The sequence below is a fragment of the Pedobacter ginsengisoli genome (genome assembly GCF_030244015.1).
Lineage (GTDB): Bacteria > Bacteroidota > Bacteroidia > Sphingobacteriales > Sphingobacteriaceae > Pedobacter > Pedobacter ginsengisoli.
In genome coordinates this window covers 722,372-735,714 of the sequence record NZ_JASSYX010000004.1, presented here as the reverse complement: position 1 = coordinate 735,714, position 13,343 = coordinate 722,372, and the positions used below count along the sequence as shown (strand labels likewise).

The 13,343-nt window shown below is 46.6% G+C and carries 13 protein-coding genes; 6 read left to right on the top strand and 7 right to left on the bottom strand.

Annotated elements, in window-relative coordinates:
• Positions 1-46 precede the first annotated feature (46 nt).
• The 3 genes from QEP08_RS20510 to QEP08_RS20500 all read right to left on the bottom strand — a co-directional run bounded on the left by QEP08_RS20510 (position 47) and on the right by QEP08_RS20500 (position 1,199).
• Positions 47-601, bottom strand: a complete 555-nt coding sequence (locus QEP08_RS20510) for a DUF2911 domain-containing protein (protein WP_285060623.1) — start codon at positions 599-601, stop codon at positions 47-49.
• A 37-nt stretch (positions 602-638) separates the two neighbouring features.
• On the bottom strand, positions 639-821 hold the full coding sequence (locus QEP08_RS20505; protein WP_285060621.1) for a hypothetical protein: 183 nt from the start codon (positions 819-821) through the stop codon (positions 639-641).
• Between the two features lie 195 nt (positions 822-1,016).
• On the bottom strand, positions 1,017-1,199 hold the full coding sequence (locus QEP08_RS20500; protein WP_285060620.1) for a hypothetical protein: 183 nt from the start codon (positions 1,197-1,199) through the stop codon (positions 1,017-1,019).
• Positions 1,200-1,270: 71 nt separating this feature from the next.
• On the opposite strand from QEP08_RS20500, the gene QEP08_RS20495 reads away from it, so the two are divergent.
• The 3 genes from QEP08_RS20495 to QEP08_RS20485 all read left to right on the top strand — a co-directional run bounded on the left by QEP08_RS20495 (position 1,271) and on the right by QEP08_RS20485 (position 4,310).
• Complete coding sequence (locus QEP08_RS20495; RefSeq protein WP_285060619.1) at positions 1,271-1,741, top strand: NUDIX hydrolase; 471 nt, start codon at positions 1,271-1,273, stop codon at positions 1,739-1,741.
• Between the two features lie 102 nt (positions 1,742-1,843).
• Complete coding sequence (locus QEP08_RS20490; RefSeq protein WP_285060618.1) at positions 1,844-2,044, top strand: hypothetical protein; 201 nt, start codon at positions 1,844-1,846, stop codon at positions 2,042-2,044.
• Between the two features lie 58 nt (positions 2,045-2,102).
• Positions 2,103-4,310 carry a hypothetical protein gene (locus QEP08_RS20485; protein ID WP_285060616.1) on the top strand — a complete coding sequence of 736 codons (2,208 nt, stop codon included), beginning with the start codon at positions 2,103-2,105 and terminating at the stop codon, positions 4,308-4,310.
• 46 nt (positions 4,311-4,356) lie between these two features.
• Here the strand turns inward: QEP08_RS20485 and QEP08_RS20480 are convergent, their stop codons facing one another.
• Both QEP08_RS20480 and QEP08_RS20475 read right to left on the bottom strand, forming a co-directional pair.
• A complete protein-coding gene (locus QEP08_RS20480; protein WP_285060615.1) occupies positions 4,357-5,205 on the bottom strand; it encodes a prephenate dehydrogenase in 849 nt (282 codons plus the stop codon).
• Between the two features lie 29 nt (positions 5,206-5,234).
• Positions 5,235-6,398, bottom strand: coding sequence for a pyridoxal phosphate-dependent aminotransferase (locus tag QEP08_RS20475; RefSeq protein WP_285060614.1), 1,164 nt, complete (start codon positions 6,396-6,398; stop codon positions 5,235-5,237).
• Between the two features lie 174 nt (positions 6,399-6,572).
• Between QEP08_RS20475 and QEP08_RS20470 the strand changes: the two genes are divergently transcribed.
• A complete protein-coding gene (locus QEP08_RS20470; RefSeq protein WP_285060613.1) occupies positions 6,573-9,101 on the top strand; it encodes a bifunctional glycoside hydrolase family 9 protein/polysaccharide deacetylase in 2,529 nt (842 codons plus the stop codon).
• Here QEP08_RS20470 and QEP08_RS20465 read toward each other — a convergent pair.
• Together QEP08_RS20465 and QEP08_RS20460 are read right to left on the bottom strand one after the other, a co-directional pair.
• Positions 9,096-9,599 (bottom strand): DinB family protein, encoded by a 504-nt coding sequence (locus QEP08_RS20465; protein WP_285060612.1) that lies wholly within the window; start codon positions 9,597-9,599, stop codon positions 9,096-9,098. The genes QEP08_RS20470 and QEP08_RS20465 overlap by 6 nt on opposite strands.
• On the bottom strand, positions 9,577-10,800 hold the full coding sequence (locus tag QEP08_RS20460) for a sensor histidine kinase (RefSeq protein WP_285060611.1): 1,224 nt from the start codon (positions 10,798-10,800) through the stop codon (positions 9,577-9,579). The genes QEP08_RS20465 and QEP08_RS20460 overlap by 23 nt, the downstream gene beginning before the upstream one ends.
• Positions 10,801-10,846: 46 nt before the next feature.
• Between QEP08_RS20460 and gltX the strand changes: the two genes are divergently transcribed.
• Both gltX and ypfJ read left to right on the top strand, forming a co-directional pair.
• Positions 10,847-12,358 carry a glutamate--tRNA ligase gene (gene gltX, locus QEP08_RS20455; RefSeq protein ID WP_285060610.1) on the top strand — a complete coding sequence of 504 codons (1,512 nt, stop codon included), beginning with the start codon at positions 10,847-10,849 and terminating at the stop codon, positions 12,356-12,358.
• Between the two features lie 109 nt (positions 12,359-12,467).
• Positions 12,468-13,304 (top strand): KPN_02809 family neutral zinc metallopeptidase, encoded by an 837-nt coding sequence (gene ypfJ / locus QEP08_RS20450; protein WP_285060609.1) that lies wholly within the window; start codon positions 12,468-12,470, stop codon positions 13,302-13,304.
• Positions 13,305-13,343: the final 39 nt, after the last annotated feature.

The window sequence follows — 13,343 nt, the reverse complement described above, 5'->3', positions numbered from 1 at the left end:
CGCGTCATACCAGATATATGCAGCTTAAGCCAACTGAGCTTAAGTCTTATTTAATTGTAATTGGCAGCTCAACCGTAGAATGGTCCCAGCCGATCACCATGTTTGTTCCGGTAGCCTGAGTGGTAAAGGTAATTGACAAGACCTCCAGGGGTGTTTCCAAGGATTTCACATTCACATCCGTCCTCACCACATCTTTGGTCTGGTCATACGTAAATGCACCCCATTTGTCCACCTGTTTATTGATGATCATGGTCCACTTGTCTTTATTGGGGATTGCAAATAAGCTGTAGGTTCCCGGTTTTATTTTTTTTCCGCCAATAGTTGCAGGTTTGTAGAAACGGATTTCTGTAGATTCATTTGCTCCGACACGCCAAACCTTTCCAAATTGCTCCAGGACACCAAAAATCTCGCGGCCTTTTTTTGAAGGTCTGGAATACAAGACTTTGATCAGAGGAGTAGAACCGTCTTTTGCCTTGACGACGTTTAAAGGATAATACACGATATCTGCCGGACTGGTATCCAGGCCAGGAAACTTTACGTCCTGTGAACGGGCACTAATGGCCAAAACAGCGAAGAGCGAGAAAAATACAAGTTTCTTCATGCGGATAGATGTTTTCTGTTAAAAACAGGATGAAGTCTTAATGTACACGGCCTTTAACGATGCCATTTAAGAAGACAGCAGCGAAAATAAAGCCCAAAATACCACCCAAAAGAGCCCAAAAGAAATTAGTGGTGATTGCCAGGGTAGTTACAATACCGCAAACCAGCCCTAATACATAATAAACCCAGTCAAAACTGTTGTTGTTTCCTTGTTCAGTCATTATAAAATATTCTTGTCCGGCAAAGATATTGATTTATTTTTTCCAAGTATAATTTATCTGGAATTGACAGGATAAAGTCTGCGGCTGCAACGCGCTTCCAGTGTAATTTCTCCATAACTTCTGCGCTTAACAGGTAATTTAATCGCAGGACTACCACAGCAGTGCCGCAGAAAATGCGCAGTAGTGCAGAACCAACTAGATCCGGACAGTAATGATTCTTCCGGTCACGAGGTTAAACTCGAAGATCTTGTACAGCGGATCTTCCTTGATATTGATGGATTCCACCAGGCCTGTTTTGCTGAAAGTATCTGTTACCAGATCTCCGGTCTTCACTTCATTTAATATATCTGCAGGGGTATCCTGATTTAATCTGATCATGGCATAAAGATAAGAAAGGATTCATTGCCCATGCAAAAACATATTCCTTTATTCCGCTGTTAGCTAATGAAATGAAAAAAAGTTTTGGAATACTGATGTACAGGACCAGGGCGGGACAGCCGGAGTTTTTGCTGGTACATCCCGGCGGACCGTTTTTTAGGAACAAGGATACCGGAGTTTGGTCCATTCCTAAAGGGGAAGGAGATACTGAAGAAGAACCTTTGTTAACTGCCATACGGGAATTTGAGGAGGAAACCGGTTTTCGTCCGGAAGGCAATTTCGTAGAAATGGACCCTGTAATACAAAAAGGCGGCAAGCAAGTTCACTGTTGGGCTGTGGAGGGCGATTTTGATGTTCAAACCTTAGCCAGTAATACTTTCCCGCTGGAATGGCCCCCGAAGTCCGGCAAGATGATCGATGTTCCTGAAGTAGACCGCGCTGGTTGGTTTGCACTGGAGGAGGCGAAAATGAAAATCAATGAACGGCAGGTGTCTTTGCTGGAACAGCTCGCCGGGTTCATCCGCAAATTCTCCGGCTTGTGATCGGTTACGGGGCCTGAAACTGCATGTACGTTCTCTATCACATTTTGAAAACAATACGCAAGGCCACCTGTTGCTTTTAAAGCTAACATAAAGAAAACGCTTATGAAAACAATAGCATTAAATCGTATAAAAGACACCAGGAATAAAAATCCAAAGCAAGCGGTTGCCCATTCTTCTGTTGATTTTCAGGATATGAAACGCAGCCTGATTGACAAGGCTAAGGCCCGGGGAAGTGATTTTTTTCAGGAACTTAAAGAACTGATCAGTTCCGGGGACGATTCCGTGTGGCGGATATGGCGCTGAATTTTGTACGCGGGAGAGAGTTGATGATTAGACAATTAGATTTTAAATTAAGCTTGTTATGAATGCGTTATCGCCATGGGCAATTTCCGCCAGCGCTGAACTGGCTGGTGATATCCCGGCTGTCTTTGAACATACTGCGGGTCAATTTCACTTTAAGGTAACCGCGACCTCCGATTCCATATGGATACAAACAGAATTGCCTGGTGGCGGACACGTAGCTTTTCGCGCAGCGTATAGCCCCGGATCTGATCTGGAGATTACAAAAATCAATAACAATAAACAACAAGAGGTTGACCTGGACTTGTCATCAGCTATTGGCAGCCAGAAAGTTCGCATTACCGTAGATGAAACCCAGCAATCACCGGTACTGCGCTATACCAACAGCCTGACCCCAGTAAAAGATATGTTGATCTCCGGCTGGCCAAAGGACATTTTGTTTAATGGAAAGAATAACAACCCCGAGCAAACAGCAGGGAAAATCCATGCCGGTCAGTTTGGTATCAGGACTGGATTCATGTACCTGACCCAAACCAGGCCAAAGTCGGCCACTTTGCTTTACCTGCAAAATTTGACCGCATTGTCGGATTACTGTGAGCAGACTGAAACTTCCCTGGGGGATACCGTAGCAGGAGAATGGCCGGAGCTCGGTTTTTCCCTCCCTGCCTCTAAAAAGCCATTAAAGGCGGACAAAGCAGTTATCCTGAATGATGCTTTTATTGCTTTCGATCAGGAAATACCAAATGATGAGCCGGCAGTGATGCGTTTATACCTGGATCTGCTGGCCAGGATTTACTTGTTGCTACCCCTGCCGGCTACCAAATATCAGCAGTGGCCTGACATTTTGAAAAAAGGCCTTAAGGATCTTATAAGTAGCCCTGGCTGCTGGTCTCAGGTGAACGGACATCACTATTTTAATGCCTACGTATGTGATTACAAAACGCCGCCTGAGATCATGGTGCAACTGGCCGTACTCCTTCCCTTGCTCGATTATGTGGAATGGAGCGGCGAAGACATGGAAGTAATGAAAGTAATCAAGAATGGACTCTCCTCATTTTACAACAAAGAAATCGGTTCAATTGTACGCTGGTTGCCCGCCGCTGAACACGAGCTGGAAGGCGAAGAGGAACAGAAGCTGCCTATGGTCATGGACTCATGGTATCTGCATCATCCGTTATTGAACTTATCCCGTTTGGCACTGAAAGGTGACAAGACTGCCCGGCAGCTATTCTTGGATTCTTTGGAATTTACCATTAAAGTTGCCCATCATTTTAAATATAAATGGCCGGTATTTTATAAAATGGATACGCTCGAAGTGATTAAGGCTGAAACCGCGCCGGGTAAAGGTGGAGAAAAGGACGTAGCCGGCATTTATGCCCACGTAATGCTCCAGGCCTGGGAACTGACCAAAGAAAAACGCTACCTGAACGAAGCAGAAAAGGCGGCAAAAACACTGAGTGGCTTCGGATTTGACGTTTTTTACCAGGCCAACAATACTGCATTTTCATCCGGAGCGCTGCTTCGGCTTTACAAAATCACCAATAATAAATTATATCTGGACTTGAGTTACATGTGCCTAGCGGCAATTTTCAGGAACGCGCAGCTATGGGACTGCAATTATGGTTACGGCAAGTATTTCCAGACTTTTTTCAGTGTATTTCCTTTAAACGATGCGCCTTATACTGCTGTATATGAAGAACAGGAGGTATTTTGTGCTTTCCATGACTATTTAAAGCATGCGGAGGACATAGATTTACTGCCTTCGGCAAGGCTACTAATGGCAGAATATATCAGATGTCTTATCGCCAGGGCAGCATATTACTATCCAACAATGCTTCCGAAAGAAATGCTGGAAGAACAGCCAAAAGTTGGAGAACTGGACCCAAATCTATGGATTGCACTCGAGGATCTGCACGATGGCTGGGAAAAATCTGGCGCTGTAGGCCAGGAAGTGTATGGTGCAGGAAATGCTTTCGGGATACTTCCGCGGCATTACATCCGGGTGGCGGCAAAAGACCTTCTTGTCTATTTAGATTATCCGACGAAACTGATCTCAGGCCGTAAAGACAAATCTCTAAGCTTTAAAATTCTGGGTGATGGCAGGCTTAACTGTGAAATGAGAATCGGTAAAACTACCGGTGACAAATTACCTCATGTTTTGGTCAGGGCAAAAGGCGTTAAAAATCCAATCGAAGGAAAGCTGACAGATAATGGCCAGCTGAAATATATTTTATCAGGGGATCAGCAAATTTCCATTTCGTGGGACTGACCTTATTTAGCAGATGAAATTTCGCAAAATACTCTGCAGGGCATGACTATTCCTCCCGGTCAAGGACATCTTTGATCCTGTTCGCATTTTCCATCAGCTCAGTAAGATACGCCCAGTTCTCTTTTTCAATACAGGACTTGAATTTCCTGAGCTGGGTAATGTGTTCATTTAATACATCGAGCACGTTTTCCTTATTCTGCTTAAATATGGGCATCCACATGGCAGGGCTGCTTTTGGCCAGTCTCACTGTACTTTCAAAACCGGCACTCGCCAGTTCAAATATGGCGTTTTCTTCCCGCTCTTTTTCCAGTACTGTGTTGGCCAGGGCAAATGAGGTAATGTGGGAAATGTGGCTGACATAGGCCACGTGTACATCGTGGTCTTTTCCTTTCATATATACATTGTACATACCCAGCAAAGTATACAATTGCTCTACTGTTGCCAGCGCATCTTTATCGCTTTCCGCTGCGTCGCAGATCACATTGGCCCGGCCATTGAAGGCGTCTGTCGTCGCGGCTTCAGGTCCGCTGAATTCGGTACCCCACATTGGGTGTGTGGCAACGTACCTGCCCCTGTTCTCATGTCCATTTACTGCATCCAGCAGGGAGGTTTTGGTAGAGCCCGTGTCCAGTACGATCTGGTGCTTTACCTGGCCCAGCACCAGGGGTAGTAATGTGGTGCAGACACTTACCGGGGCACTTAATATGATCAGATCACTGCTGGCTATTGCGTTGTTAAGGTCAGTTACTTCATCTACAATCCCCAGCTCCAGTGCCTTTTGCGCGTGAGCTTCCTGGTTGTCCACGCCATATACTTTTGAGGCAAACCCTTTTTGCTTCAAGACTAGAGCCATGGAACCACCGATAAGTCCGAGGCCGACTACTGCTATCTTCATTGTGCAAAGTTAATCTTTATACGCTTTATTTATAATTTACTGATCCGGGTCATCGCTTGTTCAAACCTGGAAAGGTCGCCGCAAAGACTGATCCGGATATACCTGTTGCCCTGACTGCCGAATATGCCGCCCGGGGTCAGGAATACGTTCGCACCGTAAAGGATTTCATCGCTAAGGGCGTAGGCATCTTCACATCGTTCAGGGATTTTTGCCCAGACAAATAAGCCAACCTGGCCAGGAGAGTAGTTGCAGCCAAGGATATCGAGAATGCGGTATACTTTATCCCTTCTTTCCGCATAGATGCTATTGATATGCTCGTACCAGTCGGGCCCGAGGCTTAAAGCTTTTGCTGCGGCCAGCTGCAGAGGCATGAACATACCGCTGTCCATATTGCTTTTAAACCTCAACACCTCTTCAATCCGTTCTTTGGATCCGCAAAGCATACCGATCCGCCAGCCCGCCATGTTGTGAGATTTGCTTAAAGAGTTGAGTTCCAGTACGACCTCTCTGGCACCAGGCACTTCCAAAAGACTCACAGGATGGTCATTCAGAATGAAGCTGTATGGATTGTCATGCACCAGCAGGATCTGATGTGCTTTTGCAAAGCTGACCAGGTTTTCAAACAAACCGGGGACCACAGGCTGACCCGTAGGCATATGGGGATAATTGACAAACATCAGCTTCACTTTGCTGAGGTCTGTTGCCGCCAGGGCTTCGAGGTCGGGATACCAGTTTTGGTCTTCTTTTAAGAGGTAGCTCACCGGGTTGCCGCCAGCGAGTTTAACAGCACTGCCATAAGTAGGATAACCGGGATCCGGGATCAATGCTTCGTCTCCTTCATTCAGATAAGTCATGCAAATGTGCATGATGCCTTCTTTTGAACCGAGCAGGGGCAATACTTCTGTATCAGGGTTGAGGGTTACCCGGTACCAGCGCTGATACCAGTCTGCAAAAGCTTGTCGTAATGCGGGTATGCCTTTATAACCCTGGTAGCCATGTACTCCCGGCTTTTCTGCCTCTTCCTGCAATGTCCTGATCACGTCAGGATGTGGCGGAAGATCGGGGCTGCCAATACCGAGGTTGATGATGTTTTTGCCTTCTTTATTCAGGGAATCAATTTCCCTCAGTTTTTGGGAGAAGTAATATTCACTAATACCCTCCAATCTTTTTGATGTTGCAATTTTGGTTACCATATGCTTTGCGTAAATATATGCTCATTTCTTTTATCTAAAAAATTTAGATAAGGATTAGCTCAGCGCACCTTGTCAAATCCGAAGGCAACCGCCACACAATGCGGTCGATCCTGAGGGGACTATTCGGTGATAAGCTGGAGTTTTGCTATTTTTAGAATTACAAATGATTACAACATGAGAAATCCCTATTTGATGAAGTTTAGCGCCCTATTTTTGTTACTGGCAGTAGTTTCTTTTAAAGCGGATGCGCAAAATACCCTGGAGAATGCCTGGATCAGGGTTAATCTTCTGGGTTATCCAAATGATGCACTTAAGGTGGCCGTATGGGCAAGCAAGGAGGAGATCCGGCCCAAAAAATTCGATTTGATCGATTCCCTGAGCGGCAAGGTGGTGTTTTCTTCAAAAAAAATACAGCACTTTGGGGCGTATGGGCCTTTTAAATCTACCTCAAGGCTTAATTTCTCTGAGTTTAAACGGAGCGGCACCTATTATCTTCGTATCGGCCGGGTGAGGTCGCCAAAAGTGCGGATCAATCCTGAGGTGTATAAAAATACGGCAGATTTTGCCTTAAGGTACATGCGGCAGCAGCGGAGTGGTTTTAACCCTTACCTGAAAGACAGCTGTCATACGCACGATGGATTTGTGCTGTATGGAAAGGAAGCCGGAATTGCCGACAGCACCTTCTTTAATGCGAGCGGTGGCTGGCATGATGCCTCAGACTATCTCCAATATTCTACCACTTCTGCAAATGCCACCTATCATTTGCTGGCCGCCTACAGGGATTTCCCTGATTCTTTTTCTGACGCTCACCAGGCCAATGGTTTGGACGGAGGCAATGGTGTAGCAGATGTACTGGATGAAGCCAGGTGGGGTCTGGACTGGCTGCTGAAAATGCATCCCAGGCCAAACGTAATGTTCAATCAGATTGCTGATGACCGGGACCACATCAGCATGCGCATCCCCAAACAGGACAGTCAATACGGCCGCGGTTTTCAAAGGCCATTGTACTTTATTGATGGAAAGCCACAGCAAAGGGGTAAGTTTTTGAACAATACAACAGGAACAAGCTCCACGGCGGCAAAATTTAGCAGTGCTTTTAGCCTGGCCTGGCAGATCTACCAGAACAGGCAACCCGGGTATTCGGCATTAATGAAGGAAAAAGCGATATCGGCCTATGCTTACGCCGGCAGGATTCCCGGGGTGACACAGACCGTTTCTGTCAAGTCGCCATATATCTACGCGGAAGACAATTGGGTAGACGATATGGAGCTGGCCTCCGCTACTTTATCGCCTGTTCTGAAAGACAGGAAACTGTTGGATAAAGCCTTTGGTTATGCCAGGCAAGAGCCTGTAACACCCTGGATGGGGAAAGACACGGCTGCACATTACCAGTTCTATCCTTTTCACAATTTTGGACATTGGGAACTGGCGCGGCAGGATAAAGGAGAAGCAGGCAAAACGGCCATTCAGTTTTATAAGGACGGGATGGACCAGGTATGGCAAAAAGCCAGAACAAATGGGTTTTACAGGGGGGTGCCGTTTATCTGGTGCTCTAACAACCTGACCGCCTCATTTGCCATACAAGCTTTTTTGTATAAACAATTGAGCAAAGACGGACAATATGATGAATTGGCGCAGGCCAATTTTGACTGGCTGTTTGGCTGTAATATCTGGGGTACCAGTATGGTGTACGGCCTTCCTTCGTGGGGCGATACGCCCGGGGATCCGCATTCTGCATTTACCAGGATTGGAAAGTTTCCAATAGACGGAGGATTAGTGGACGGACCAGTGTATGGCAATATCTATAAGAACCTGATCGGGATACAACTGACCAGGCCTGATGCTTATGCCGCATTTCAATCAGACCTTGTGGTCTATCATGATGATTACGGAGACTATAGCACCAATGAGCCTACGATGGACGGGACGGCCTCCCTGATTTATCTTCTCGCAGCTTATGAAAATGGGGGACAGCAAGCAGAAATGAATATAAGCAGTGCTGCCTTCCGGACAGAACAGGGAGCTGTCATACGAGGCGATACGGCAGAAAAAAAATTGTCCCTTGTTTTTACCGGAGATGAATTTGCTGACGGAGGAGAGGAAATCCGGTCTGTGCTAAAGAAGAACAAGGTCAAAGCCTCCTTTTTTTTAACGGGCAGATTTTACCGCAATGCCCGGTTTAAAAGTCTTGTGCAAAAGTTAAAAGATGACAGACACTACCTCGGCGCACATTCCAATGCGCACCTGTTGTATTGTGACTGGAAAAAACGGGACAGCCTGCTGGTCAGCAGAGCGGAGTTTAGCAGTGATCTGAAAGCAAATTACTCGGCAATGGCAGGTTTCGGGATCAAAAAGGAAAATGCCAGGTTCTTTTTGCCTCCTTATGAATGGTACAATCAGACGATTGCGGACTGGACGAAGGAAAGCGGGCTCAGACTCGTGAATTACACGCCGGGTACGCGGTCAAATGCCGATTATACTTATCCCGAAATGGGCAAGACTTATCGTTCTTCTGATGAGATCTATCGCTCCATATTGGATTATGAAAAGAGATCGGGCTTAAACGGCTTTATGCTTTTAATGCATGTCGGCACGGATGAACGGCGAACGGATAAGTTTTACGACAAGCTCGATGAACTGATCGTTCACCTGAAACGGCGGGGCTATCAGCTGATGAGGGTTGATGAGCTTCTGAAGCTATAAATAACGCTCTTTAATGATGCTTGTATGGTGCATGATGTGGCCTGCTGTAACAAACAAAATGGCCCTCACGGTGATCTCCTTGCCTGATGCGGTCCCTTTGCGGTTCAACTCTTCCTCTGTCAGTGATTTGAACAGGTAAAGATTTGCTTTTCTGAGCAGTGCAAATTCATGGGACAGGCTGAGGAGGCTGCGGTCTGAAAAATGTGCATTGGCTACATAGTCATTTTCTTCAAAACCCGGCAGCGGTTGTTGTTCGCCTCTTGCGAAACAAGTCATCCGGTAGGCAAACACCCGCTCAGCGTCTATGATATGGCCGACGATCTCTTTAATGGTCCATTTGCCGGCGGCATATGCATAGTCTGCTTTTTCAACAAGGCTGTTGATGAAATCTGTAAATTCAGTAACTTGTCTTTCCAGTATTTCAATGACATCTCCATCAACTAATTTGATGTAGGTTTCGCCCCATGCGGGGTACTCATGTGTTTGTGGTCGGTTCATAGGTGATGCTGCTTTTTAAAACAATACGAAATGTGGTACCTTTGCCCAGTTCGGAATCTTTGACAAAGATCTGTCCGCTATGATAGTTTTCGATGATCCTTTTGGTAAGGGAAAGCCCAAGGCCCCAGCCTCTTTTCCGGGTGGTGTATCCGGGTTGAAAAACGGCGTCAAACTTTGATCTTGCTATGCCGGTTCCGGTGTCGGTGACGTCGATAAAGACTTCTTCTTTAGTCAGGTTCTCGATGATATTAATGGTGATCTTTCCTTCATTGTCGATGGCATTTACCGCATTTTTGAGCAGGTTCTCGATCACCCAGTCAAACAAGGGAACATTGAGCATGGCGCGTACCTGGTCATCGCCCGTAATGCTGAACCTGGTCTTGTCTGAGGTGCGGAGTTTAAAGTATTCAACAAAATTGTAGATGACGGTGTAGACAACATGGTCTTCTACTACAGGCTTTGATCCTATTTTTGAAAAGCGGTCGGTAATGACTTCCAGCCGTTTGATGTCGTTTTCCATTTCTGCGATCAGCGGATCGTCTTCGGCATCAAAACGCGACTTGATGAGTTCCACCCAGGCCATGAGCGAGGAAATCGGGGTGCCCAGCTGATGGGCTGTTTCCTTGGCCATACCTACCCATACCTGATCCTGCTCGGCTTTGCGGGCTGAGCTGAAAGCGACATAAGCGGTGAGCAGGAACAAAGCGATAACTGCAAGCTGGATATAGGGAAAATACCTTAGCTGGGTGAGTGTAGGCGAATCTTTGTAGTAAATTAACCACCGGGAACCATCGGCGCCTAAGCCGGTGATCGGTGTTGGCGGGTGCTGTTTTTTCATTTTGCGGAGCTCCCGCCGGAAATAGGCAGGATCGTAAGTTACACCCTCTTTCTTTTCGATATTATAATTGGTTTTTGTAGAATCGAGTCCCTGAGTACCGATGATCTCTCCTTTTGAATCGGTCATGATCACCGGGAGTTTGGTCTTTGTCCTGATGAGTTCTATTAAGGGAGTGTAGATATCATTGTCGTACATAATCAGCGATTGTTCCGTCACCCGTACATATAGCTGGAACTGTAACTGCTCCTCACGCTCCATTTTTTTTACAAAGAAGTCACTGTAAAAAACCGATGCTGTGCCTATGACAATGGCAAAGACCAAGAGAAAGAACTTCCAGCGCCGCTTTTTTTCGTAAGGATTCATAGATTATGAAGGCAAATTACAAAAATATATCTTTGCGGGTAGTTATATGGAAAAGAAAGTTAGAGTAAGATTTGCCCCCAGCCCCACCGGAGGGCTGCACCTTGGCGGGGTTCGTACCGCTTTGTTCAATTATTTGTTTGCGAGGCAGCATAATGGAACATTTATTTTACGCGTTGAAGATACGGATCAGACACGTTTTGTAGCAGGTGCTGAAGAATATATCGTGTCCTGCCTGGAATGGTGCGGGATGATGCCTGACGAAAGTCCGCAGAACGGCGGCTCTTTTGGGCCCTACCGCCAGAGCGAGCGGAAGGCAACTTACAAACAATATGCAGATCAGCTGATTGCTGACGGCTATGCTTACTATGCCTTTGACACCCCGGAGGAACTGGAAGCGAAGCGCAAGGAGGTGCCCAATTTTACTTATGGGCAGGCAACAAGAGCGGGGATGCGCAATTCGCTGACTTTGCCTGAGTCTGAAGTGGCGGCGCTTCTGGCAAGCCAGACTCCTTATGCGGTCCGGATAAAAATGCCGGCAGACGAACTGGTTTCGTTTACCGACCTGATCAGGGGGCATGTTAGTTTTGATACGAACCTCGTGGACGATAAAGTGTTACTGAAGGCTGACGGAATGCCGACTTATCACCTGGCTGTAGTGGCCGATGACCGTGCGATGGAGATCAGCCATATTTTCAGAGGTGAGGAGTGGCTGCCGTCTGCGCCGATCCATATTCTGCTGTGGCGGTACCTGGGCTGGGCAGATGAAATGCCACAATGGATACACTTGCCATTGATCCTTAAACCGGACGGCAACGGAAAATTGAGCAAAAGAGATGGCGACAGGCTTGGTTTTCCTGTTTATGCGCAAAACTGGACTGACCCTAAAACCGGCGACTTGACTCAGGGATTCAAGGAGCTCGGCTTTATGCCTGAGGCATTTGTAAACTTGCTGGCTATGCTGGGCTGGAATGACGGCACGGATCAGGAGCTGTTTACCATGACTGAGCTGATCAATAAATTTTCGGTGGAACGGATCAGCAAGGCGGGGGCTAAGTTTGATTTTGAAAAGGCGAAATGGTACAACCATGAATGGATTAAAGGTGCTGATGCAGGAACGCTGCTGCCTGCGGTGAAAGCAGTGTTTGCCAGACAGGGCATCACAACTGGTGATGATGCCGGATTGGAAAAAGTAATAGACCTGATCAAGGACAGATGCAGTTTGCTGACGGATTTTGTACAGCAAGGGGGCTACTTTTTTAATGTTCCCGCTGCATACGACCTGGATGCTGTAAAGCCAAAATGGACGGCAGAGAAAGCGACATTTTTTAAAGCTTACAGTGAACTGATCAGCGACGCCGCATCTCCGGCAGAACTGGAAGAAAAGTTTAAAGACCTGGCGGCTTCACATGGTTTTAAACCCGGAGAACTGATGCTGCCCTTCAGGATTATGCTGGTGGGTGGTAAATTTGGTCCGGGGGTATTTGAGATTGCGATAGCCCTGGGTGCTCTGGAAAGTATACAGCGGATAGATAAAGCAATGGTTGCTTTTGGTGAATAGTTCTTTTTCACCTGGCTGATGCACGGTCTCTGCATTAATACACTTTTTAAGTTAATTTGGTATAACAATTGCCGCAAGGTTTTGGTTAAACCAAATTAAACTAATTTCTATGCAATGGTTCGGTAAGGGAAGTGGTAATGTAGACGACAGAAGAGGGATGAGTGGTGGTGCAATTGGCGGTGGTGTCGGCATTATCATTGTTATTATAGGTCTGCTTTTTGGACGGGACCTCACTGGTTTGGTGAGTCAGCTTCCTGTACAGGATGTTGTTCAAACGGAGGGTAAAACAGGGGATCCGCAGGATGCCGAAGGCAAATTTGTCGATGGGGTGCTGGAGTCTACCAACCAGGTCTGGGCGCAGCAGTTCGAAGCTATGGGTAAGGCTTATGAGGAACCGAGACTGGTTTTGTTTACAGGTGCGGTCCAGTCTGCCTGCGGAAATGCAAGTGCCGCTGTAGGACCGTTTTATTGCCCCGGAGATCACAAAGTATATATAGATTTATCATTTTACCAGGACCTGAAAGACCGCTTTGGTGCTTCGGGGGATTTTGCGCAGGCTTACGTTATCGCGCATGAGGTGGGGCATCATATACAAAACCTGCTGGGGATTTCTGAAAAAATGGAACGGGCAAGGGGCCAGCTGAGTGAAAAGGAATACAATAAGTTATCCGTAAAATTGGAACTTCAGGCCGATTTTTTTGCGGGAATATGGGCGCATCATGCGCAGAATTTAAAAGATTTCAGATTGGACGAGGGGGATCTGGAAGAAGCGCTGAATGCTGCAAACGCCATTGGGGACGATAAGCTGCAGAAGCAGTCACAGGGAGAAGTAGTTCCGGATGCGTTTACGCATGGGACTTCCGCGCAGCGGATGTTCTGGTTTAAAAAGGGATTTGAAAGTGGAGATATTAATGAGGGAGATACATTTAATACAAAACAACTGTAATACATTATGAATATACACCTACTAACACGCAGCTTATTT